The sequence below is a fragment of the Pedococcus sp. 5OH_020 genome, assembly GCF_027812955.1.
GTDB lineage: Bacteria > Actinomycetota > Actinomycetes > Actinomycetales > Dermatophilaceae > Pedococcus.
This window is the reverse complement of record NZ_JAPYZV010000001.1, coordinates 232,516-255,518: the sequence shown is the minus strand read 5'-3', so window position 1 is coordinate 255,518 and position 23,003 is coordinate 232,516. Positions and strand designations below refer to the sequence as shown.

The following is a 23,003-nucleotide window of genomic DNA, read 5'->3' as shown; positions in this document are numbered from 1 at the left end:
CATCCGACGCCGCACGTCCGCGCCGGCTCGCGTCAGCTCCCCGGGTAGGGCGCCACGACCACCTCCACACGTTGGAACTCCTTGAGGTCGGAGTAGCCCGTCGTGGCCATGGCGCGGCGCAGCGCACCGATGAGGTTGGTGGACCCGTCCGCCGTCCGGCCGGGGCCGAAGAGGATGCGCTCGAGCGGCGCGACGGCGCCGACCTCGACGCGGGACCCACGAGGCAGCTCGGGGTGGTGCGCCTCCGGCCCCCAGTGCAGGCCCCGCCCCGGTGCGTCGGTGGCGCGCGCCAGGGCTGCGCCCAGCATCACGGCGTCGGCCCCGCACGCGACCGCCTTGACGATGTCCCCGCTGGTGCCCATGCCACCGTCGGCGATGACGTGGACGTAGCGGCCGCCGGACTCGTCGAGGTAGTCGCGGCGGGCGGCCGCGACGTCCGCGATGGCGCTGGCCATCGGTGCGTGGATGCCGAGCGTGCGGCGGGTCGTGTGTGCCGCACCCCCGCCGAAGCCGACCAGGACGCCTGCGGCCCCGGTCCGCATGAGGTGCAGGGCCGCCGTGTACGACGCGGCGCCGCCCACGATGACGGGGACGTCGAGCTCGTAGATGAACCGCTTGAGGTTGAGCGGCTCGGCGCGGCCCGAGACATGCTCGGCGCTCACCGTCGTGCCGCGGATCACGAACAGGTCGACGCCCGCGTCGACGACCATCTTCCAGAACTGCTGTGTGCGCTGCGGGCTCAGCGCGCCGGCGACCGTCACGCCGGCGGCGCGCACCGCACGCAGCCGCTCGGTGATGAGCCCGGGCTGGATGTCGTGGGCGTAGATCTCCTGCATCCGAGCGGTCGCGGTAGCCGGGTCGAGCGTGGCGATCTCGGCCAGCAGGGGACCCGGGTCCTCGTACCTGGTCCACAGCCCCTCGAGGTCGAGCACCGGGAGGCCGCCGAACCTGCCGAGGGCGATGGCGGACTCCGGGGACATCACCGAGTCCATCGGCGCGGCGATCACGGGGATGTCGAAGTGGTAGGCGTCGATCTGCCAGCTCACCGAGACCTCCTCCGGGTCACGGGTACGCCGCGAGGGCACCACCGCGATGTCGTCGAAGGAGTAGGCGCGGCGGCCTCGCTTGCCTCGGCCGATCTCGATCTCAGTCACCGCTCAAGGCTATCGGCCCCTCCCGGCGCGGCAGGCGACGTCCCGTCGTCGGGTGTCGCGGAGGTGGGGCGCGGCTCGGCCGCCACCCGGGGGCGGGGGGCGACGTCCCGTCGTCGGGTGTCGCGGAGGTGGGGCGCGGCTCGGCCGCCACCCGGGGGTGGGGGGCGACGTCCCGTCGTCGGGTGAGACGTCCCGTCGTCGGGTGTCGCGGAGGTGGGGCGCGGCTCGGCCGCCACCCGGGGGTGGGGCAGGCGACGTCCCGTCGTCGGGTGAGGGGGGCGGCCGACGACGGGACGCCTTAGGTACGCCGTACCTCACCGTGGCGTGGTGCGACGAGGGTCGAAGCCCGATGTCCCTGCCAGCATCTTGGCGGGCCGCGTTCTCAGCGTAGGCAGGCGCTGGATCGTCCAGCACCCACAGATGGCGTACGCCGGGTGTCCGTGAAACGTAGGCCGGGCTGCCTAGACAACGGGACCTTTGGGCCCGTCGGGTTCCCTACGCCGTGGATGCTCGAAGCCGTCCCAGGGCGACCGAGCTACCGCCTCAGCGACCGCTGTAGTTCGGTGCCTCAACGGTCATCTGGATGTCGTGCGGGTGGCTCTCCTTGAGGCCGGCCGACGTGATCCGGACGAAGCTGCCCCGTGCCTTGAGCTCGGGGACCGTACGTGCCCCGACATAGAACATGGACTGGTGCAGGCCACCGGTGAGCTGGTGGACCACCCCGGCCACCGGCCCACGGTAGGCGACCTGCCCCTCGATGCCTTCAGGGACGATCAGGTCGTCGCTGGCCACGTCCGCCTGGAAGTAGCGGTCCTTGGAGTAGGACTTCTTGCTGCGGCTGCTCATCGCGCCGAGGGACCCCATGCCCCGGTAGGACTTGAACTGCTTGCCGTTGACGAAGATCAGGTCTCCCGGGCTCTCCTCGCAGCCGGCGAGCAGCGAGCCGAGCATCACGGTGTCGGCCCCGGCGACGAGGGCCTTGGCGATGTCCCCGGAGTGCTGCAGTCCGCCGTCCCCGATCACGGGCACCCCGGCGCGACGGCAGGCGAGGGAGGCGTCGTAGATGGCGGTGACCTGCGGCACGCCGACGCCGGCGACGACCCGGGTGGTGCAGATGGAGCCGGGACCGACTCCGACCTTGACCGCGTCGACCCCCGCGTCGACGAGCGCCTGGGCTCCGGCACGGGTGGCGACGTTCCCGCCGACGACCTGCACGTGCCGGGTGGCCGCGTCCGACTTGAGCCGGCGCACCATGTCCAGCAACAGGCGGGCATGCCCATGGGCGGTGTCCACCACGAGGACGTCCACCCCGGCCTCGATGAGCGTCGTGGCGCGTTGCCACGCGTCGCCGAAGTAGCCCACCGCCGCACCGACCATGAGTCGTCCGTGGTCGTCCTTGCTCGCGTCGGGGAACTGCTCGGACTTCACGAAGTCCTTGACGGTGATGAGCCCAGCGAGCCGTCCGCGCTCGTCGACCAGGGGCAGTCGCTCGCGCTTGTGCTGCCGAAGCAGGGCTGTCGCGTCGTCGCGAGAGATCCCGACGGGACCGGTCACCAGCGGCATGGGCGTCATGACGTCCCGGACCCGCAGGGTCGCCCACTGGGCCACCGGCGTGAACCGAAGGTCGCGGTTGGTGATCATGCCCAGGAGGGTGCTGTCAACGTCCACGACGGGCATCCCGGACACGCGGTACTCGCCGCAGCGTCGGTCGAGCTCCTCCAGCGTGGCATCCGGCCCGATGGTCACGGGGTTCGAGATCATCCCCGTCTGCGTGCGCTTGACGAGGTCCACCTGGTAGGCCTGGTCCTCGATCGAGAGGTTCCGGTGCAGCACTCCGAGGCCGCCCTGCCTGGCCATGGCGATCGCCATCCGGGACTCGGTGACGGTGTCCATCGCGCTGGACACGAGCGGCACCCGGAGCGAGATCTCGCGAGTGAGCCTGGCCGTGGTGTCCACCTCGGACGGGATGACGTCGGTCTCGCCGGGCAGCAGCAGGACGTCGTCATAGGTCAGCCCGAGCTTGGCGAACGGGTCGCGCTCCTCGAGCTCGGGCTGCTGCTCCGCCAGGTCGCGGAGCCGGTCGTCCACACCAACGCTCATTGCCCAATCGTAACGGCCCCGCAGCCGGCGACCGGCCACCGTGCGCGCCAGCTCAGCGACGCTCTTCCCGATTCGACAAAACCTTACGGTCCCGTTCTGTTTCCGCAGGTCAGTGCGGGGTACCGTCCCCCACGTGCGGCAGGGTGCCGCAAGGGAGCTGAGGGACGACATGGCTGAACTGTCGCGACTTCCAGGACCGGTCGCGGACCTGTGGGACTGGCAACTCGAAGGGTCCTGTCGGCAGGTCAACCCGGAGGTGTTCTTCCATCCGGAAGGTGAGCGGGGCCCGGCACGGCGCTCACGCGACTCCCAGGCCAAGCAGGTGTGCCTGTCCTGCCCGGTGCTGAAGCAGTGCCGCGAGCACGCCTTGCGGGTGCGAGAGCCGTACGGGGTCTGGGGCGCCATGACGGAGGACGAGCGCGAGGCCTACTACGCCGGCCACGCGTCTCACGCCGTCCAGGCCGCGAGCTGACCGTTCGCCCCGAGCCGGGCCTCGCAGCCGACCCTGAGAGGCGACCCTGCGAGCCGACGCTTCTAGGATCCGCGGCGTGACTGAGGTTGAGGACGTCCCGATCCGTGACGACGCCATCCGGCTCGGCCAGCTGCTGAAGCTGGCGGGGCTGGTCGATGACGGTGCGGCCGCCCGGGTGGCGATCGAGAGCGGCCAGGTGTCGGTCGACGGTGACGTCGTGGTGCGACGCGGCAGCCAGGTGCGTCCGGGCCAGGTCGTGGCGTATGCCGGACGGGCCGTGCGGGTCACAGGGTCACCCTGAGAGTGCTCACCCCGTGAGGGGCGGGTCGGCTGACGCGGCCTACTCCACGACAAGCAGGGAGCGGAGCATCCCGGCCGTGCCCGCGCTCATGGTCCACACATCGCGTGACGACCAGTTCACCGACGCCGCCCGACCGCACCGCTCGCTGAGCTCGAAGAGGTGTCCCGAGCGGGTGACGGCTCGGACCACCACCAGGGACGTCGCGTCGTCACACGGAGGAAGCCGTCCGGGAGCGGATCCCCTCGCGTGCGCGTCAGCGTTCAGCTGGGCCAGTTGCGGAGCGCCCAGGACGTTGGAACGCACGTCCCTGTAGTGCGGCACTCGACCCACGCTTGCCGTGGGGTGCAGGCAGGCGGTGGCCTGGACGAACACGGTCCCCTTGGCCAGCGCGGGGTGGAGCAACGGCCGCGACGCCGGAAGCGTGCCGTCGGCTCCGGCGTGCTGGAGTACGGGCTCACAGCCGAGGAACCCGGCGGGGGCGGCCCCCACCTGGCTCGCCTGCTGTTCGGCGAGGGCGACGTAGTACCGGCTCAGGGCTGGCCAGCCGTTGCAGGCGAGGCCCTCGTTCGCGAAGCTCCTCACGACCAGGTCCGGGCCGAGGAGCAGCAGCCGGAAGGCCGGGCCGTCGGGAAGGGCGGCGCACCCCCTCCCGTCGGTGCGGGGGTCGAGGGTGAGGGCATCCAGAGCCATGGGCTCCTTGACGGGGGCATCAGGCGGAAGGGAGCCCTGCCAGACCGAGTCGGAGTCGATGCGAGCGCACACGAGGGCTTGGACTGCGGTGGCGGAAAGATGATCGAGCCTCGCGGTGAGGACGGCCGGGTCGGTCCGCATACCGCAGGTGAGCTTGGGCGCAGCGACGGTCGTCGGCGGCTTGGGCGGCACGGGCACCGTACTGTGCTGGGCTGAGCCCGCCACGACGGCGGCAAGGGCCACGACAGCCACGCCACCGACCGAGGACAGCACACGGCGCACCCGCCGGCCCCGTCCGGCATACGCGCGCGCCTGCTGAGCCAGCCCGTCCGTGGACGGGTCCACCGGAACCAGCGTCGGCAAGGTCGCGCGAAGACTGTCCTGCGTGGTCCCGAGGATCCTGACCGCATGCCGCGTTCGAGCGGCGACTGCGGCGACGGTCGTGTCGAGCAGGTCGGCGGTGCGGGCCGGCGGCAGGTCCTCCGCAAACTGCAGCATCACCAGTGCCCTGTCCCGTTTGGGCAGGGCCATGAGCGAGGACCACAGTCCGGGAGAGGCCGCCGCTGCGGTCGGTCCGCGACCGACCCGGACAGGCTCACCCACCCGCACAGGGCCACCCACGCGCGCTAGGCCACCCACTCTCGCAGGGCCACCCACGCGCGCAGAGAGGTCCCCCCGCACGGACAGGAAGGTGTGGACGAGCGCGGCGCGCAGGGCAGCGTCGTAGGCGCCCAGCCCCTCGTCGGTCAGATGCTCCCAGCGCGCGAGGCTCCGGCCTAGAGCTCGCGCCACGAGAGTGCGCGCGGCGCTCGGGTCGCCGCACAGGTACCACGCCAGGCGCAGGAGGTCCGGTCCTCGCGCGGTCACGTAGTCCTCGAACCGCGGGACCACGTCTGAGCGCGTCATCACGACCACCTGCCCCGGAACGCCGACCCTGCGACCTCCCGGCGCCTGCGCGCGCGGGATCACACCAGCGTGTCACCAAAGAGGTCGGCGCGCCTCCTCCGGTGTCGGGGCACGCCCGAACTGACTGAGGCGCCGAGGGTCCGGTCCGTCAGGACGAAGGCCCGACACGCGTCGAGGCAGCGCGGCGCGCGCCACGTGAGCGGAGCTGGCATGACGAAGGCCCGCCCAGTGGGCGGGCCTTCGTCAGGAAGCGCTCAGGTGCGGACAGGCCTCAGTGGCCGTGGCCGTGGCCGTGGCCACCGGCGGCGCCCTGCTCTTCCTCTTCCTTCTTCTCCACCACGAGCGTGTCGGTGGTCAGGACCATCGACGCGATCGAGGCCGCGTTGCGCAGGGCGGACCGGGTGACCTTGACGGGGTCGATGACGCCGGCCTTCACGAGGTCGCCGTACTCCCCCGTGGCCGCGTTGAGGCCGTTGCCCGGGTCCAGCTCGCGCACCTTGGAGACGGCGACGTAGCCCTCGAGCCCTGCATTCTCGGCGATCCAGCGCAGCGGCTCGGCGGCGGCCTTCTTGACGATGAGCGAGCCCGTCGCCTCGTCGCCCTCGAGGTTGAGGTCGTCGATGGCGGACGCAGCGTGGATGAGGGCGGAGCCGCCACCCGCGACGATGCCCTCCTCGATCGCCGCGCGGGTCGCCGAGATGGCGTCCTCGATGCGGTGCTTCTTCTCCTTGAGCTCCACCTCGGTGTGGGCGCCGACCTTGATGACGCAGACTCCACCGGCGAGCTTGGCGAGGCGCTCCTGCAGCTTCTCGCGGTCCCAGTCCGAGTCGGTGCGCTCGATCTCGGCCTTGATCTGGTTGACCCGCCCGGTCACGTCGTCGGTCGAGCCGGCGCCGTCGATGATCGTGGTGGTGTCCTTGGTGACGACGACGCGGCGGGCCTGGCCCAGCACGTCGAGGTCGGCCTGGTCGAGCTTGAGCCCGACCTCCTCGGAGATGACCTGCCCACCCGTGAGCACGGCCATGTCCTGCAGCATCGCCTTGCGACGGTCGCCGAAGCCGGGAGCCTTCACCGCGACCACGTTGAACGTGCCGCGGATCTTGTTGACCACCAACGTCGACAGTGCCTCGCCGTCGACGTCCTCGGCGATGATGACCAGCGGCTTGCCGGACTTGACGACCTTCTCCAGCACCGGCAGGACGTCGGCGATGGCCGAGATCTTGCCCTGGTTGATGAGGATGTAGGCGTCCTCGACGACGGCCTCCATGCGCTCGGCGTCGGAGATGAAGTAGGGCGAGATGTAGCCCTTGTCGAACTGCATGCCCTCGGTGAACTCGAGCTCGGTCGTGGCGGTGGAGGACTCCTCGACGGTGATGACGCCGTCCTTGCCGACCTTGTCGAAGGCGTCGGCGATCGTGGAGCCGATGACCTCGTCCTGAGCGGAGAGCGCCGCGACCTGGGCGATCTCGTCCTTGCCCTCGATCTCACGGGCGGTCTCGAGCAACCGGTCGGAGACGGCCTCGACGGCCTTGTCGATGCCTCGCTTGAGGCTCGCCGGGGCCGCGCCGGCCGCGACGTTTCGCAGGCCTTCCTTGACCATGGCCTGGGCCAGCACCGTGGCGGTGGTGGTGCCGTCGCCGGCGACGTCGTTGGTCTTGGTGGCCACCTCCTTGGCGAGCTGGGCACCGAGGTTCTCGTAGGGGTCTTCGAGTTCGACCTCGCGGGCGATGGTGACGCCGTCGTTGGTGATGGTCGGCGCACCCCACTTCTTGTCGATGACGACGTTGCGGCCCTTGGGGCCGAGCGTCACCTTGACCGCGTTCGCGAGCGCGTCGACACCGCGCTCGAGCGACTTGCGAGCCGAGTCGTTGAACTCAAGCGTCTTAGCCATGAATGTCCTTCGCTTCGCTTACTGGCGACCGGACTCTTCTTTCCCTGCGTGTCGCCGCCATTACGGCGCAGACACGCACAAGAACTGTGGTCCGGTCGGAGGGATGGTGCGGGTGGAGCAGACGCGCCCCGTATGCCGGGTTGCCGGCGTACGGGGCACGTCACTCACATGATGTGGCTGCTCAGCCGACGACGGCGAGGACGTCGCGAGCGGAGAGGATGAGGTACTCCTCGCCGCTGTGCTTCACCTCGGTGCCGCCGTACTTGCTGTAGATCACGCGGTCGCCGACCTTGACGTCGAGCGGGACGCGGTTGCCGTTGTCGTCGATGCGGCCGGGACCGATCGCGAGGACCTCGCCCTCCTGGGGCTTCTCCTTCGCGGTGTCCGGGATGACGAGCCCGGACGCCGTGGTCTGCTCGGCCTCGACGGACTTGACGACGATGCGGTCTTCGAGCGGCTTGATGGAAACCGACACGGTATGACCTCCCCTTCGGGAATGTCGGAGTGGACAGGTGGATGGAACGGATACTTCGGTACTGCCAAGTTCACGGCCTGACGGTCGCCGTCGCGGGGGTCGACCGGCTGGCTGCTTAGCACTCGGCGAACCGGAGTGCCAACGGCAAATCTAGGCGGGCGGTTAGCACTCGGTCAACTCGAGTGCCAGAACTCGGCGTGGCGTTCGCCCACGGCACAGAGTTCCATACTGAGCCGCGGGCGGCCTGGCCGGGGCAGAGCAGGGCGCTGACAGAATGCCGGCATGGACCTGGCCCTCCTGCGACGCCTGACGACCGGTGAGGGATGGGGGCTGCTCCAGTCGCTGCCGCCGTACGACGAGGAGAGCGCGCTGGCGCTGCAGCAGCGTCTGCGCGGCGCCGGCTTCGACCCCGACCTGGTGGCGGCTGCGCTCAACCAGGCCCGGCTGCGCGCCAGAGCGGTCGAGAAGTTCGGGGAGTTCGCCCGCGGCATGGTCTTCACCTCCGACGGCCTGGAACAGGCGACCCGGCTCCCGGTGGCCGCCCGGCACGCCGACCGGTTCCGGGCGGCCGACGTCCACACGGTCCACGACCTCGGCTGTGGCATCGGTGCCGATGCGATGGCGATGGCGGGCCTGGACCTGCGGGTCCGCGCCGTCGACGCGGACGAGGTCACCGCAGGCGTGGCCGCGGTGAACCTGCGTCACTGGCCCGAGTCCACCGCCGACCACGGAAGGGTGGAGGAGTTCCGGCCACCGGCCGGCCAGGGGGGACGCGGAGTCGGGGCGTGGCTCGACCCCGCCCGACGTACGCCCGGAGTCGCGGACGTCACCGGCCGCACACGCCGGATCTTCGACCTCGCCTCCATCTCCCCCTCCTGGCAGACGGTGCTCTCCCTGGCCCAGGAGCTGCCCGCCACCGGCGCCAAGCTGAGCCCGGCCTTCCCGCACGGCGCCCTGCCGCCGGGCGCTGAGGCGCAGTGGACCTCGTTCGACGGAGACGTGGTCGAGTGCACCGTCTGGTTCGGTCCGCTGGCACGTCACCGCGGCCGCTCGGCCGCCGTGCTGCGCCCGGGCGCACCACCCGTCCAGGTGACCGAGGAGGACGCCGACGGCTCCACGCCCGCCCTCACGAGCCTGTCGCTGCTCGGTGCGTGGCTCTACGAGCCCGACCGGGCCGTGCTCCGCGCAGGTCTGACGTCCGCCCTCACCGCCGTCACGGGTGGTGCCGAGCTCGATGCCGGGGTGGGGTACGTGGGGTCGAGCCGCTCGGTCGACGTGCCGTATGCCCGCCGGTACGCCGTCGTCGAGGCGATGCCCTTCAACGTCAAGGCGCTGCGCGGCTGGCTCCGCGACCACGGCGTGGACCGGCTCACCATCAAGAAGCGCGGGGTCAGCGTCGACGCCGACCTCTTACGCCGGCAGCTTCGTCTGCCGGCGAAGGGCAGTACCGAGGCGGTCGTGGTCGTCACCCGGGTGCGCAGCAACCAGGTGGTGCTCATCGTCCGCCCCACCTGAGGGCACGCCGTAGGCGCCGGCACCAGCCCACGCCGTATGGCGCGGTGAACTGGCCCACGCCGTCCGGCGCCGGCGCTGGCCCGTGGACCGGTCGGGCCGCCCCACAGGTCCACCGAGAACAGCCCATCCGCAGGTCGGCTGGGCAGCCTCCGGTCAGAGCGGCGCAAGCACGGGGTCCGGCTGGGCGCCGCGGCGCCGGACCGCCTCCGCCCCCGCTGTGGCCGCGCGCGCCACCGCCGCCGCTCGACCGGCGCCCGCCGCGAGGGCGGCCGCCAGCGCCCCGCAGAACGCGTCACCGGCTCCCGTCGTGTCCACCACGTCGGCGGGAGCGACGGGCGTGCCGTCATATCGGACGCCGTCCCACGTGCACCCGGCCGCCCCGAAGGTGACGAGCAGGGACCCCGGCACCACGCCGGAGTCGGCCAGCAGGAGGGCCTCGTGCTCGTTCACGACCAGGGGGTCGGCGAGGGCCGCCACGTCGGGAGGCAGGGCGGCAAACGGTGCCGCGTTGAGCACGACGCGGCAACCGCGGTCCGCGGCCTGCCGCGCCACCGCCGCCACGACGCCGAGCGGGATCTCCAGCTGCAGGAGCACGACATCGCCGGAGCCGAGGCCTTGGAGCTCCGGTGTGGTCACCGCACCGTTCGCTCCCGGCACGACGACGATCGCGTTCTCGCCGGCGCCGTCCACCGTGATCCACGCCTGGCCCGTCGCCTCCCCAGGCACGGTCTGCACGAGCGCGACGTCGACGCCCTGGGCGGCCAACCTGGCCTGGTAGGCCGCGCCGGGCTCGTCCGCCCCCACGGCACCGACGAGCTGCACCGACGCTCCCGCCAGGGCTGCTGCCATCGCCTGGTTGCCCCCCTTGCCTCCGGCGAACCGCTCCGCCGAGCCGGAGGCCAGCACCGTCTCCCCCGGGTGCGGATGCCGCTCCACCCGCGCGACGAGGTCGACGTTGAGTGACCCCACGACAACCACCCGGCCGGTCATCGCTGCGCCTGATCGACGGCGTCCCGCGCGCGCGTGCCGGGTTCGACGGTGTCCGGCATCACGCTGTCCGGCCGCACGGTGTCCAGCCACAGGCGCGCATAGGCGTCACCGTCGACCTCGAGACAGACGTCGGCGCTCACCCTGCTCTGGCCGTGCGGGTCGTGCGAGAGGTCCGTCGCCTGATCACGCCGGTCCACGATGGTCCGTCCGCGGGACCAGGTCCCGGCAAGCTCGACCCGCAGGGGGAGCCGTCGGCGCGCGACCCCGCTGGGCTCCAGCACCGCGCAGACCGCGCCGGCGTCGCCGATGGTCGCGGAGTCAGCGCCCACGCGCTCGCACTGGAACGCGATGAGGCGTCCGGCAAGCTCGGCGGGGCCGCGGTTCCCGGTGTCTATGAGCGTCTGCGCCTGCTCGCGGGTCACGCGCGGCTGGTAGAAGACGTCGAGACCGTACATCGTCACGGGGAGGTCCAGGTCGGCGCAGGCGTCGAGCACGATCGCCGCGGCCTCGGGGTCGTGGAACACGTTGAACTCGGCCGAGGCGGTGGCGTTGCCGGCATCGACCGCTCCACCCATGAAGACGACCTGTCGCAGGCCACGTGCCACCTCGGGGTAGGTCCGCAGCAGCAGCGCGATGTTCGTCAGCGGTGCCAGCGGAACCAGTGTGACGCGATCGTCCGCCCTGCCCAGCGCTGCCTCCAGGAGAACGTCGCGCAGGACCTCCACGGCGTGGCGTGGGTCGGCTCGCCTGGTGGACCTCGGCCAGTCGAGGTCTCCCATCCCGTCGAGGCCGTGCACGTGTCTGGCGTCCGCGGCCTCCTCGAGCAGCGGGCGCTCGGCGCCCCGGGCCACGACGACGTCAGGACGCCCGGCCGCATCGAGCACGGTCAGGGTATTCGCCACGACCTGGTCGACGGCCGCGTTGCCCCCCACGCACGTGACGGCGCGCAGCTCAAGGTCCGGATGCCGGGCCGCCAGCAGGAGGGCACAAGCGTCGTCGACGCCCGTGTCGACGTCGAGAACCACCGGGTGCACCATGCAGCGATCCTGCCAGAGCGGATGGGATACGTTGCCTCGGTGACCGCCGCTTCCGTGCGCCGCCTGCGCGCCGTGGCAGTCGGTCTGACCGCGATGGGCCTCCTGCTCTCGGCGGGCTGCGAGGGGTCGGTCTCGGGGAGTCGCGCGTCCTCCGCGCCGACGGCCGCCGCAACGACGTCGGGCGGCACCACGTCCGGAAGCCCGTCGTCCGCGGGCTCCGGTGCCGCCAGGTCAGCGACGTCCGGCTCCACGTCAGCCCACCCCTCCACGTCCGCCACCCCCGGCGTCGCGGCGACGACGTCGACAGTCTCGTCGACCACCCTGGCGACGTGTGGCCAGCGGCTGGCGCGCGAGATGTCGGCGCCGCAGAGGGCGGGACAGCTCATCATGGTGGGCCTGCAAGCCACCGGGAGCTCGCGGGCCCTCGCTGCGCAGGTGCGCTCGCAACGGCTGGGCGGCGTCATCTTCCTCGGTGGCTGGTCCGGCGGCGCCGCGTCCACAGCTACGGTCGCGCGCCGGCTTCAGTCCGCCACTGAAGGCTCGCTACTCGTCGCTGTCGACCAGGAGGGCGGCCAGGTCCAGCAGCTGCGCGGACCCGGGTTCGACGCCATACCGTCCGCTCGCACCCAGGCGACCCTCGGGGCGGCAGGCGAGGAGCGCGCCGTGCGGACGTGGTCGCGACAGCTGACCCGCGCGGGGGTCAACGTCAACCTCGCACCGGTGGCGGACACCGTTCCGACGTCGCTGGGGGCCGGGAACCAGCCCATCGGCCGCTATCGCCGCGACTTCTCCCCGGGCAGCCCCCAGACGAACGCGAGGTATGTCGCGGCCTTCGTCCGGGGCACGCTGGCCGGCGGCGTGGCGCCCACCGTCAAGCACTTTCCCGGGCTGGGGCGCGTGACAGGAAACACCGACGTGACCAGTACCGGCATCACGGACAGGCGCACCGCCAGCGGGGACCCGTACCTCGCCCCGTTCAGGGCCGGCATCGAGGCAGGAGCGCCGCTCGTCATGGTGTCCTCCGCCCGTTATCCCCTGCTCGACCGCGACAACCAGGCGATGTTCTCCTCGAAGGTCGTCACCGACCTGCTTCGCGGCGAGCTGGGGTTCACCGGAGTGGCCATCACCGACGACGTCGGCGCTGCCAGGGCCGTCTCGGACGTGCCTGTGGGGGCACGGGCCACGAGGTTCGTCGCCGCCGGAGGCGACATCGTGCTGACCGCCCGACCGGATCAGGCGCCCGTGATGCTCCGGGCGATCGCGGCGAAGCGGGCCGCGAGTCCGGTGTTCGCTGACCAGGTCGACCGGGCAGCCGCCAGGGTGCTGGACCTCAAGGCCTCACTCGGCCTGGTGAGGTGCTGAGCCAGGGCCCCCGTCACGGTGCTCTCGCGCCCGCCGTTCATCACGAGGTACGTGAAGCCGTCCCACAGACCGTCGAGGACAGCCTGTCTTCCACGAGCCATGGTGGTCATGACGCCCTCTCTTCCTGTCTGTGCCCGGAAGGAGTCAGCGCCCCAGCCCCCGATACCTCCTCCTCCGAAGTCTGGGACTTCGGGGCGACACGCCGGTGCCAGAGCCGAAGTCCCAGACTTCGGAGGAGTCTGCGGGGCGGAGCGCGGGCGAGTGGGGCGGAGCGCGGGCGAGTGAGGCGGAGCGCCTGCGAGCCTGCGGACTAGGCCTGCACCTGGGTCACTGGCATGGAGGAGTCCGCCGGGAGCGCCAGATCCGACGCCGGCCGTCCCTTGAGCAGCATCTGCGCCCCGAGCGCGGCCACCATGGCCCCGTTGTCCGTGCACAGCCCGGGCCTCGGCACGCGCAGCGCGATCCCAGCGGCGTCGCACCGTTCCTGGGCCAGCGCGCGCAGTCGCGAGTTCGCGGCCACGCCGCCACCGATCTGAAGGTTCTCGACCCCGTTCTCCCGGCAGGCCAGGACCGCCTTGCGCGTCAGCACGTCGGTCACGGCCTCCTGGAACGACGCGGCCACATCGGACACGGGCACCGGTTCGCCGGCCGCCTCCCTGGCGTGCACCCACCGGGCCACGGCCGTCTTCAGCCCCGAGAAGGAGAAGTCGAACCGGTGCCGCTCCAGGTCACGGCCCTGGGTCAGGCCACGAGGGAAGTCGATCGCCACCCGGCTCCCCTCACGCGCGGCCCGGTCGATGTAGGGCCCTCCGGGGAACGGGAGTCCGAGCACGCGGGCCACCTTGTCGAAGGCCTCACCGGCCGCGTCGTCGATGGTCGACCCCAGCGAGCGCACGTCGTGCGTGACGTCCGGCACCAGGAGCAGCGAGGAGTGCCCTCCTGAGACCAGCATGGCGACCGTCGGCTCGGGCAGCGGTCCATGCTCCACGATGTCGACAGCCACGTGCGAGGCGAGGTGGTTGACGCCGTACAGCGGGACGCCCAGCGCAACGGCCAGCGACTTCGCCGCAGCGACCCCGACCATGAGCGCTCCCGCCAGCCCGGGCCCCGACGTCACCGCCACGGCGTCGATGTCCGCCAGCCGGACGCCCGCCTCACGCGTGGCCCGCTCGAGCGTGGGCACCATGGCCTCGAGGTGCGCTCGGCTGGCCACCTCGGGGACGACCCCGCCGAACCGCGCGTGCTCGTCGACGCTGCTGGCGATCGCGTCCACGAGCAGCTTCTCGCCGCGCACGATGCCGACGCCGGTCTCGTCGCAGGACGTCTCCAGGCCGAGCACCAGGGGCTGGTCGCCCGTCATCACGCCACCCCGCCCAGCGCGAGCCGCATGACGAGGGCGTCCACGTCGCCCGGCTGGTAGTAGCGGCGGCGTACGTTCAGCACGCCGAAACCCCTTGCGCCGTAGAGCCTGCGCGCGGGTTCGTTGTCGGCGCGCACCTCGAGCATGACGTATGCCGCGTGGTCGGCCGCCGCCCGCTCGACCAGCCCCTCGAGGAGCCGTCGTCCCACGCCGCGCCCCTGGGCGGACGGAGCCACCGCCAGGGTCATGATGTCGGCCACCTCGCCGGCCAGGTCGACGCCGGCGTACCCGGCAAGGGCCCCGCTCTCGTCCTCCTCCACCAGATAGCAGCGCCGCGGGCGGCCGGCCAGCTCGGACCACCAGGTCTTCGCTAGCCAGGCGTCTGCGGGGAAGAGCTCGGTCTCCAGCGCGCTCAGCGCCTCGATGTCGGTCCAGCGCAGGTCCCTCATGGCGTAGCCCGTTCTGCGGTCGTGAGCGCGTCCGGCCGTCGCAGGTACAGCGGCTCGACCGGCATCGCGACCCCCGCCCGCAGGCGCTCGACTGCAAGCTCGGCGAGCGTGGACGCGCGGACGTCGTGGACCGGCAGAGGTCGGGCGAACAGCTCGGGGAAGAGCAACGGTCCGCGTCCGGCGGTGGGCAGTCCCAGAAGGGGCTCAGGCAGCTCCCGCGGACGGTCGACCGCGGGGTCGCTGAGCCGCCGCACTCGGCCGCCGTGAGCCGCGTACCGCGCCCAGTAGACCTCCCTGCGCCGCGCGTCAGTGGCCACGACCAGCTCCTCGTCCCCCACCTCCGCCGCCGCGTCGACGGCCAGCGCGTCCAGGCTGCATACACCGTGGACCGGGATACCGCGGGCGTGAGCGAAGACGAGCCCGGTGACGATGCCGACGCGCAGCCCGGTGAACGGCCCGGGCCCGGTCCCCACCACGACGTCGGTCACGTCGCCGGGCTCACGGGCCGCGGAGTCCAGGCAGCGGCGGACCAGTGGGGCGAGGTGCTCGGTATGGCCACGGGCGTCCAGGACCGTGGCGCTCTCCTGGACGTCGTCCCCGCGCAGCGCCACCGAGATGGCACTGGTGGAGGTGTCGATGGCGAGCACCAGCATCACGGCACCCCCAGCCCGTCGAGCGGGGCGCCGTCCCAGCGCTCCCCCCACGCCGCCACGGTGGCCTGCCGGACCTCCTCGCCGGTGAGCGTGACCTCCACCCGGTCCTCGGTGAGGTCCTCCACCAGGCCGTGCCCCCACTCCACCACCGTCACCGAGTCCGTCAGGGAGGTGTCGAGGTCGAGGTCGTCGAGCTCGGCCAGCCCGCCGAGCCGGTACGCGTCGACGTGGACCAGCGGCGGCCCGTCGACCAGGGACGGATGGATCCTGGCGATGACGAAGGTCGGGGAGGTCACCGGACCGCGCACCCGCAGTCCCTCGGCGATGCCCTGCGTCAAGGTGGTCTTGCCCGCGCCGAGTCCCCCGGTCAGCAGGACCAGGTCGCCGGCGTGGAGCAGCCGGCCGAGCCTGGCGCCCCAGGCCCTCGTCTCCTCAGGGGTGGCCAGCGGCGGGCCGAGCAGCTCAGGCACCACGCCTGCCCTGCCGGCGAGCGCTGGCGACGCGGCGGCGCTTGGCAAGGTCGGTGACCGTCCGGCGCACCCGGGGCTTGGCCTCGACCTCGATCCCTTCGCCCGCGGCGCGCATCCCCCGCTCCACGAGCTGGACGAGCTGCTCGGTCACGACGTCAGGGTGCTCCAGCATGATGATGTGTCCGGCGTCCTCCACGACGACGTGCTCCGCACCGGGGACCAGCCGGACGATCGCCTCGGAGTGGCTGGGCGGCGTCAACAGGTCCTGCATCCCGTTGAGCACCAACGTCTCCACGCCGTGGAACGCCTCCAGCGCGGCCCTCTTGTCATGCATGTTGATCGACGGGAGGAAGTCAGCCATGACCTGCAGCGGCGTCCCGAAGATCATGTCGCCGGTGTACCGGACCGTCGTCTGAGAGACCGGCGAGGCGAAGCTGTAGTGGTCGACGATGAGGTCCTCGACGTCCCGACCGAACCGCCGGACGGTGCCGAGCAGCTGCTGGCGGGCCCCGAGTCTGGCGAGGAACCGCGGGCCGATCCGTCCCAGGAGCCGGCCGATGAACTGGCCGAAGCCCAGCGTGACCATGTTCTCGCCACCGGCACTGGTCGCCACGAAGGCCACTGCGACGACGCGGTCCCGCACCACCTCGGGGAACTGCTGCGCCATGGCCATGACCGTCATACCACCCATGGAATGGCCGACGAGCACGAGCGGTCCGTCCGGGACCGCCTCCTGAAGCACCTGGTGCAGGTCTCGGCCCAGCTGGTCGAGCGTGCAGGACTCCGCAGGCGCCTTCTCCGACCGGCCGTGGCTGCGCTGGTCCCAGAGGACGACCCGGTATCCCGCGGCGGTTAGCGCCTTGCGCTGCAGGACCCAGCTCTTGAGACTCAACGTGTAGCCGTGCGAGAACACCACCGTGGGCCTGCCTGTCGCGGCCTGCTGCGGGTCGGGCTCGTCGATCTCGACGTGCAGCGGGATCCCGTCGTCCGCCAGGACGGCGAGCTCCTTGTCGGCGCTGTGCGCGTACGCGCCCTCGGGCGCCAGGACCGCGTACCGGGCGATGCGGTCGCGGTTGACCCGGTCGGCCGCCACCCCGACCGCGGTGGCGGCCCCCGCGGCCGCGAGGCCGATCCCGAGCCCGGCCAGGCCGCGTCCCGTGGGCCTCACCCGAGGTCCTCTCCGAGATACTGCCGCGGCACGCGGGCGCCCACCCGGGTCACGATCTCGTAGTTGATGGTGCCGACGGCCTCGGCCCAGTCCTGGGCGGTCGGCTCCCCGGCCGCACCGACGCCGAACAGCACTGCCTCGTCGCCCGCGGTGGCGCTGCTGTCCGCGCCGAGGTCGAGGACGAACTGGTCCATGCAGACCCGTCCCGCGACGGCGTACCGGCGGCCGGCCACCTGGACCGGCCCGACGCCGGACGCATGCCGCGGCACGCCGTCGGAGTACCCCATCGGCACCAGCCCGAGCCGGGTCTGGGCGGTCGTCGTGTAGGCGTGCCCGTACGACACTCCCTGGCCTGCGGGACAGTCCTTGACGCTGGACAGCCGGGCCACGAGCCGCATCGCCTCCCGGAGTCCGAAGTCCTCCGGGGCGCCGAGGTCCGGGACGGGCGACAGCCCGTAGACCGAAACCCCGGGGCGCACGAGGTCGTAGTGCGCGGAGGGGTTCGTGAGGGTGGCCGCGGAGTTGGCCAGGTGACGGACGGCAGGGTCCAGCCCCGCCTTGCGGGCCTGGGCCACGACCCCCTCGAACCGCTGCTGCTGCGCCTCGACGGTGGGATGCCCCGGCGCGTCGGCGTACGCGAAGTGCGAGAAGATCCCCACGACCTCGAGGGCGTGCTCGGCCTGCAACCGTGCGGACTCCGTGAGGATCTCGTCCAGCTCCGGGTCCCAGGCGCCGTTCCGCCCGAGCCCGGTGTCGACCTTGAGGTGCACGCGAGCGGTCCGTCCGGTCGCCGATGCAGCCTCGCGCACCTGGGCCAGCGACCAGAGGGTCGACACGCCGACGTCGACGTCCGCCTCCACTGCGGCGGTGAAGTCCTGCCCGGGGACGTGGAGCCAGCTCAGCACGGGCGCGGTCACGCCCGCCGCACGCAGCTGGAGGGCCTCCGCGAGCTGGGCCACGCCGAGCCAGGTGGCGCCGCCCCGCAGCGCCGCGCGGGCACTGGGCAGCAGGCCGTGCCCGTACGCGTCCGCCTTCACGACGGCCATGACCTCAGCGGCCCCGGCTCGCTCCTTCAAGGCTCGCACGTTGTCGCTGACTGCCTGCAGGTCCACCTGGGCACACGCGGGAAGCCCCGGCGGAGCCGGGGCGAATACCGTGGTCAGAGGGTGTGTGCTCATCGCTGTCCAGTCTGTCAGAACGGGCCCCGAGGCGGACGTCGGCCCGTCCTCGCCGGCTCGACGACCGTGCCGACGACCGTGCCGGCATGCCGATGCTGGGCGCGGTCACCTGGTCAGCAGCTGGGCGACAGTGCTCGGTATGGCGTGTGCCACGGCGAGCGCGCGCACCGGACCCCCGGGGTTGGCGCGGTCCGCCGCCACCCCGTGCACCAGGGCGCCGAGGCTCCCGGCGTCCAGGGGGGCCAGGCCCGCAGCCAGCAGGGCCCCGCACAGTCCGGCGAGGACGTCACCGGCTCCGGCGGTCGCCAGCCAGGGGGGCGCGTCGTTCTGCGAGCGCACCGGCAGCTCCGACGCGGACGGAGGGACGACGAGGGTCGTCGCGCCCTTGAGGAGGACCGTGGCGCCGGTCAGCTCCGCCGCCTGGCGGGCGTGGCGCAGGGGCGAGCCCTCGACCTCGTCCCGGCCCACCCGCCGACCGGTCAGACGGGTGAGCAGCCGGGCCAGCTCGCCTGCGTGCGGCGTGAGCAGGGTCGCGCCGGGGCGGGAGCCGTCGACGAGGTCGAGCCCACCGGCGTCCACGAGCACCGGAAGGTCGGACTCGAGCGCCTGGCGAGCCACCTGGAGCTGCTCGGAGCCGCCCGCTGCGCCGGCCTCGGTGTCCAGTCCCGGTCCCAGGACCCAGGCCTGGACCCGGCCGGGCCCTATGACGGCCTCGGGGACGCTGGAGCGCACGAGCGCGGTGGGGCTCGGCGGGCCGACATACCGGAGCATCCCCACGCCCGCCTCCACCGCTGCGGTGCACGCCAGCAGCGGCGCCCCGGTGTAGGCCTCTCCCCCGGCCACCATGCCGAGCACCCCCCGGGAGTACTTGTCGTCCGTCGAGCGGGGAACGGGCCACCACCTCGCCACGTCGTCGTGCTTGAGCCGCTCCACGTCGGCAGGTCCCTCGAGCCGGAGCCCGATGTCCACGACCGTCAGGCGTCCCACGGCGACCTCGGTGGCCGGAAGCACGTGGACCGGCTTGGCGACCCCGAACGTCACCGTCTCGTCGGCGAAGACGCCCGAGCCGGAGGCCTGTTCGCCGCCGGGGTCGTGGCCGGAGGGCAGGTCCACGGCGACGACGTACGCGGAGGCCGGGATGGCGTCGACCCATGCCACCGCCTCGGCGGGCAGGCCCGGCCGGCCGCCGATCCCCAGCACCCCGTCGACCACGAGGTCGGCGTCCACGATCGCCGCAGCCTGGTCGTGCGCCGGCACGCTGAGGACCACGCCGGCCGTCCTGGCGGCCTGCACCGCACCGTCGTGGACCGGCCAGTCACCCGTCACGGCGACACAGTGGAAGCCCGACCCGGCCAGCGCGGCCACGGCATACAAGGCGTCGGCTCCGTTGTTGCCCGGGCCGACCAGCGCGACCACTCGTGCGCCGCCACGCTCGGCGAGGCGGGCGCGGCACACCTCGGCCAGCCCGGTCGCCGCCCGAGCCATCAGCTCACCGTCGGGCAGGGTCGCCATGAGCGACGCCTCGGCCGCCCGCACCCTTTCGGCCGAGTAGGCGCGGAGCACCCCTCACCCCTCTGCGATGACGACGGCGGACGCGATTCCGGCGTCATGGGAGAGGGAGATGTGCATGGCCCGGACGCCCAGCGCTTCGGCACGAGCCTGCACCGTGCCCATGACGTGCAGGTGTGGGCGACCGTCGTCGCCGCGCCGGACCGTGGCGTCCTGCCACTGCAGCCCGACCGGCGCGCCGAGCGCCTTGGCCAGCGCCTCCTTGGCGGCGAAGCGGGCGGCGAGGGAGTTGAGCGGCAGGATGCGCTCCTCGTCGGTGAACAGCCGGTCGAGGAGCGCCGGGGTGCGCTGAAGCGTCTCCCCGAACCGCTCGACATCGACGACGTCGATGCCCACTCCGACGATCACACCGGCCTACTCGACCGTGACCGACTTGGCGAGGTTCCTCGGCTGGTCGACGTCCAGCCCCTTCGCGGTGGACAGGTGCAGGGCGAAGATCTGGAGGGGGACCACCGTCAGCAGCGGCGCGAGCAGCGGCGAGGTCGAAGGCACCCGGATGACCTCGTCGGCGAACGGGAGGACGTCCTCGTCGCCCTCCTCGGCGACGACCAGGGTCCGCGCCCCACGGGCGCGGATCTCCTGGATGTTCGAGACGACCTTCTTGTGCAGGTCGTGCGGGGTGCCGGGACCCGGGACGACGATGAACACCGGCTGTCCGGCCTCGATCAGGGCGATCGGGCCGTGTTTCAGCTCACCCGCCGCGAAACCCTCGGCGTGGATGTAGGCCAGCTCCTTGAGCTTGAGCGCCCCCTCCATCGCCACCGGGTAGCCGACGTTGCGACCGAGGAAGAGCACGGACCGGGTGTCCGCCATGAAGCGGGCGACCTCCTTGACCCGGTCCATCCGTCCGAGGAGCTCCTCGAGCTTGGCGGGGATCTCGTGCAGCTCCTTCATGACGGCCTGTGCGTCGTCGGCGAACGTCCCGCCGCGCAGCTGGGCCAGGTAGAGCCCGAGGACGTAGCAGGCGGTGATCTGGGCCAGGAACGCCTTGGTGGACGCGACGGCGATCTCCGGGCCTGCGTGGGTGTACAGGACCGCGTCGGACTCGCGCGGGATGGTCGAGCCGTGCGTGTTGCAGATGGACAGCGTCAGGGCCCCCAGCTCGTGGGCGTGCTTGACGGCCATGAGGGTGTCCATCGTCTCGCCCGACTGGCTGATGCTGACCACCAGCGTGCCGTCCGTCGCGATCGGGTCGGAGTACCGGAACTCGTGCGCGAGGGCCACCTCGACCGGGATGCGGGTCCAGTGCTCGATCGCATACTTCGCGACCATCCCCGCGTACGCCGCCGTGCCGCACGCCACGATGATGATCCGCTCCACCCCGCGCAGCTGGTCCTCGTTGATCGACATGTCGTCGAGCACGAGCCGCCCCTCGATGTCGGTCCGGCCGAGCAGCGTGTCGCCGACGGCGTGCGGCTGCTCGTGGATCTCCTTCTCCATGAAGGTGGCGTAGCCGCCCTTCTCGGCCGCCGCAGCGTCCCAGGTCACCTCGTAGCGCTTGCCCTGGGCCACGGTGCCGTCGAAGTTGATGACCTCGTGGGAGTCGGCGGTGATGGTGACGATCTGGTCCTGACCGAGCTCGAGGGCCTGACGGGTATGGCCGATGAAGGCCGCGACGTCGGAACCGAGGAAGTTCTCCCCGTCGCCCAGGCCCACCACGAGCGGCGAGTTACGCCGCGCGCCGACCACGACCCCGGGGCTGTCAGCGTGAACGGCGAGGAGGGTGAAGGCGCCCTCCAGCCGGTTGACGACGTTCTGCATGGCGCGGGTCAGGTCGCCCGTCTCTTCGTACGCCCGGGCCACCAGGTGGGCCGCGACCTCGGTGTCGGTCTCGCTCTCGAAGGCGACCCCGTCGGCCAGCAGAGCCTTCTTGAGCGCGTGGAAGTTCTCGATGATGCCGTTGTGGATGAGGGCCAGCTTGCCGTCGTCCCCGCCGCGGTGCGGGTGGGCGTTCTCGTCCGTGGGGCCGCCGTGCGTCGCCCAGCGGGTGTGCCCGATGCCCGTCGTCGCTCCGGGCAGGCTGTCGGCGTCGAGGGCGCCCTGGAGGTTGACGAGCTTGCCCGCCCGCTTCTCGCTGGCGACGCCCTCGGAGGTGACGAGCGCGACACCGGCCGAGTCGTACCCCCGGTACTCCAGCCTCGCCAGGCCCTCCATCACGACGTCCAGCGCCTTGCCGTCCGCCTTCGGACCCACATACCCCACGATTCCGCACATGCGGAGCAGCCTAACGGCCAGGTCCGCCCGCACGGGGTCGCCCGGGCCGTGGGCGACAATGGCGACCGTGAGCCATCCCGCAGGCAGCCAGGCCCCGCTCCCGTCCCCGTACGTCGAGCTCGACCGCGAGGCATGGGCACGGCTGCGCGAGAACCAGCCGCTCAGCCTGAACGCCTCCGACCTGGCGCGGTTGCGCGGGCTCGGCGAGCGGATCGACCTCGCCGAGGTGGAACAGGTGTACCTCCCCCTGTCGCGGCTGCTCAACTTCTACGTCGGCGCCACGGCCGGGCTGCACCGGATCACCGGGGACTTCCTCGGCGAGCGGCCCGCGAAGACACCGTTCGTCATCGGGGTGGCGGGGTCCGTGGCGGTCGGCAAGTCGACGACGGCGCGCGTCCTGAAGGAGCTGCTCTCACGATGGCCGGGCACACCTCGGGTGGAGCTCGTCACGACGGATGGCTTCCTGTGGCCCAACTCGGAGCTGGAGCGACGGGACCTGTTGCAGCGCAAGGGCTTTCCGGAGTCGTACAACCGGCGTGCGCTGCTGCGTTTCGTCGCAGAGGTGAAGGCCGGCAGGGCCGAGGTGTGTGCGCCCGTCTACTCGCACCTCACCTACGACATCGTTCCCGGGGAGCAGGCCGTGGTGCGTCAGCCGGACGTGCTCATCGTCGAAGGGCTCAACGTCCTGCAGGCCCCGCGGGTCCAGGAGGGAGGGCGGGTGGGGATGGCGGTCAGCGACTTCTTCGACTTCTCCGTCTACGTGGACGCCCACCTCGACGACATCCGCCACTGGTATGTCGAGCGGTTCCTGCGCCTTCGTGAGACCGCGTTCGCCGACCCGGACTCGTACTTCCACCGGTATGCCGCGCTGACGGACGAGGAGGCGCGCGCCACGGCCGCCGACATCTGGGCCCGGATCAACGAGGTGAACCTCCGCGAGAACGTGCTGCCGACCCGCAGCCGGGCCACGCTCGTGCTGTCCAAGGGCAAGGACCACGGCGTCCGGCGGATCCGCTTGCGCAAGCTCTGAACGCAAGCGGCGACGTCGT

Annotated in this window: 21 protein-coding genes; 5 read left to right on the top strand and 16 right to left on the bottom strand. The window is 72.1% G+C overall.

Features of this window, described 5'->3' with window-relative positions:
* Nucleotides 1-32 precede the first annotated feature (32 nt).
* Nucleotides 33-1,154 (bottom strand): GuaB3 family IMP dehydrogenase-related protein, encoded by a 1,122-nt coding sequence (locus PHA84_RS01155; protein ID WP_270886246.1) that lies wholly within the window; start codon nucleotides 1,152-1,154, stop codon nucleotides 33-35.
* 543 nt (nucleotides 1,155-1,697) lie between these two features.
* On the bottom strand, nucleotides 1,698-3,254 hold the full coding sequence (guaB, locus tag PHA84_RS01150; RefSeq protein ID WP_270886245.1) for an IMP dehydrogenase: 1,557 nt from the start codon (nucleotides 3,252-3,254) through the stop codon (nucleotides 1,698-1,700).
* Nucleotides 3,255-3,423: 169 nt separating this feature from the next.
* On the opposite strand from guaB, the gene PHA84_RS01145 reads away from it, so the two are divergent.
* Together PHA84_RS01145 and PHA84_RS01140 are read left to right on the top strand one after the other, a co-directional pair.
* Nucleotides 3,424-3,726, top strand: a complete 303-nt coding sequence (locus tag PHA84_RS01145) for a WhiB family transcriptional regulator (RefSeq protein ID WP_270886244.1) — start codon at nucleotides 3,424-3,426, stop codon at nucleotides 3,724-3,726.
* A gap of 76 nt (nucleotides 3,727-3,802) precedes the next feature.
* Nucleotides 3,803-4,027: an RNA-binding S4 domain-containing protein gene (locus PHA84_RS01140; protein WP_270886243.1), complete on the top strand. Its 225-nt coding sequence runs from the start codon at nucleotides 3,803-3,805 to the stop codon at nucleotides 4,025-4,027.
* 39 nt (nucleotides 4,028-4,066) lie between these two features.
* On the opposite strand, the gene PHA84_RS01135 is transcribed toward PHA84_RS01140, so the two are convergent.
* The 3 genes from PHA84_RS01135 to groES form a co-directional block, all read right to left on the bottom strand.
* Nucleotides 4,067-5,623, bottom strand: coding sequence for a hypothetical protein (locus PHA84_RS01135; protein ID WP_270886242.1), 1,557 nt, complete (start codon nucleotides 5,621-5,623; stop codon nucleotides 4,067-4,069).
* Between the two features lie 271 nt (nucleotides 5,624-5,894).
* Complete coding sequence (gene groL, locus PHA84_RS01130) at nucleotides 5,895-7,514, bottom strand: chaperonin GroEL (protein ID WP_270886241.1); 1,620 nt, start codon at nucleotides 7,512-7,514, stop codon at nucleotides 5,895-5,897.
* A gap of 181 nt (nucleotides 7,515-7,695) precedes the next feature.
* A complete protein-coding gene (gene groES / locus PHA84_RS01125; RefSeq protein WP_270886240.1) occupies nucleotides 7,696-7,989 on the bottom strand; it encodes a co-chaperone GroES in 294 nt (97 codons plus the stop codon).
* Nucleotides 7,990-8,271: 282 nt separating this feature from the next.
* On the opposite strand from groES, the gene PHA84_RS01120 reads away from it, so the two are divergent.
* Complete coding sequence (locus PHA84_RS01120) at nucleotides 8,272-9,504, top strand: class I SAM-dependent methyltransferase (protein ID WP_270886239.1); 1,233 nt, start codon at nucleotides 8,272-8,274, stop codon at nucleotides 9,502-9,504.
* A gap of 153 nt (nucleotides 9,505-9,657) precedes the next feature.
* On the opposite strand, the gene PHA84_RS01115 is transcribed toward PHA84_RS01120, so the two are convergent.
* Both PHA84_RS01115 and PHA84_RS01110 read right to left on the bottom strand, forming a co-directional pair.
* A complete protein-coding gene (locus tag PHA84_RS01115; protein ID WP_270886238.1) occupies nucleotides 9,658-10,494 on the bottom strand; it encodes a PfkB family carbohydrate kinase in 837 nt (278 codons plus the stop codon).
* Nucleotides 10,491-11,531, bottom strand: coding sequence for a nucleoside hydrolase (locus tag PHA84_RS01110; RefSeq protein WP_270886237.1), 1,041 nt, complete (start codon nucleotides 11,529-11,531; stop codon nucleotides 10,491-10,493). The genes PHA84_RS01115 and PHA84_RS01110 overlap by 4 nt, the downstream gene beginning before the upstream one ends.
* Nucleotides 11,532-11,570: 39 nt before the next feature.
* On the opposite strand from PHA84_RS01110, the gene PHA84_RS01105 reads away from it, so the two are divergent.
* Nucleotides 11,571-12,893 carry a glycoside hydrolase family 3 N-terminal domain-containing protein gene (locus PHA84_RS01105; protein WP_270886236.1) on the top strand — a complete coding sequence of 441 codons (1,323 nt, stop codon included), beginning with the start codon at nucleotides 11,571-11,573 and terminating at the stop codon, nucleotides 12,891-12,893.
* 310 nt (nucleotides 12,894-13,203) lie between these two features.
* Here the strand turns inward: PHA84_RS01105 and tsaD are convergent, their stop codons facing one another.
* The 9 genes from tsaD to glmS all read right to left on the bottom strand — a co-directional run bounded on the left by tsaD (nucleotide 13,204) and on the right by glmS (nucleotide 21,954).
* A complete protein-coding gene (gene tsaD, locus PHA84_RS01100; protein WP_270886235.1) occupies nucleotides 13,204-14,253 on the bottom strand; it encodes a tRNA (adenosine(37)-N6)-threonylcarbamoyltransferase complex transferase subunit TsaD in 1,050 nt (349 codons plus the stop codon).
* Nucleotides 14,253-14,702 (bottom strand): ribosomal protein S18-alanine N-acetyltransferase, encoded by a 450-nt coding sequence (rimI, locus tag PHA84_RS01095; RefSeq protein WP_270886234.1) that lies wholly within the window; start codon nucleotides 14,700-14,702, stop codon nucleotides 14,253-14,255. The genes tsaD and rimI overlap by 1 nt, the downstream gene beginning before the upstream one ends.
* Nucleotides 14,699-15,355, bottom strand: coding sequence for a tRNA (adenosine(37)-N6)-threonylcarbamoyltransferase complex dimerization subunit type 1 TsaB (tsaB, locus tag PHA84_RS01090; RefSeq protein ID WP_270886233.1), 657 nt, complete (start codon nucleotides 15,353-15,355; stop codon nucleotides 14,699-14,701). Before tsaB ends, rimI begins: the two co-directional genes overlap by 4 nt.
* Complete coding sequence (gene tsaE, locus PHA84_RS01085; RefSeq protein WP_442952811.1) at nucleotides 15,355-15,816, bottom strand: tRNA (adenosine(37)-N6)-threonylcarbamoyltransferase complex ATPase subunit type 1 TsaE; 462 nt, start codon at nucleotides 15,814-15,816, stop codon at nucleotides 15,355-15,357. Before tsaE ends, tsaB begins: the two co-directional genes overlap by 1 nt.
* Nucleotide 15,817: 1 nt before the next feature.
* Nucleotides 15,818-16,993: an alpha/beta fold hydrolase gene (locus tag PHA84_RS01080; protein ID WP_270886231.1), complete on the bottom strand. Its 1,176-nt coding sequence runs from the start codon at nucleotides 16,991-16,993 to the stop codon at nucleotides 15,818-15,820.
* Nucleotides 16,990-18,171 (bottom strand): alanine racemase, encoded by a 1,182-nt coding sequence (gene alr / locus PHA84_RS01075; protein WP_270886230.1) that lies wholly within the window; start codon nucleotides 18,169-18,171, stop codon nucleotides 16,990-16,992. The genes PHA84_RS01080 and alr overlap by 4 nt, the downstream gene beginning before the upstream one ends.
* A 105-nt stretch (nucleotides 18,172-18,276) precedes the next feature.
* Nucleotides 18,277-19,734, bottom strand: coding sequence for a bifunctional ADP-dependent NAD(P)H-hydrate dehydratase/NAD(P)H-hydrate epimerase (locus tag PHA84_RS01070; RefSeq protein WP_270886229.1), 1,458 nt, complete (start codon nucleotides 19,732-19,734; stop codon nucleotides 18,277-18,279).
* A gap of 3 nt (nucleotides 19,735-19,737) precedes the next feature.
* Nucleotides 19,738-20,088, bottom strand: a complete 351-nt coding sequence (locus PHA84_RS01065) for a holo-ACP synthase (protein ID WP_270886228.1) — start codon at nucleotides 20,086-20,088, stop codon at nucleotides 19,738-19,740.
* A gap of 6 nt (nucleotides 20,089-20,094) precedes the next feature.
* Nucleotides 20,095-21,954, bottom strand: a complete 1,860-nt coding sequence (glmS, locus tag PHA84_RS01060; RefSeq protein ID WP_270886227.1) for a glutamine--fructose-6-phosphate transaminase (isomerizing) — start codon at nucleotides 21,952-21,954, stop codon at nucleotides 20,095-20,097.
* Between the two features lie 58 nt (nucleotides 21,955-22,012).
* Here glmS and coaA point away from each other — a divergent pair, with 58 nt between their 5' ends.
* Nucleotides 22,013-22,984, top strand: coding sequence for a type I pantothenate kinase (gene coaA, locus PHA84_RS01055; RefSeq protein WP_442952810.1), 972 nt, complete (start codon nucleotides 22,013-22,015; stop codon nucleotides 22,982-22,984).
* Nucleotides 22,985-23,003: the final 19 nt, after the last annotated feature.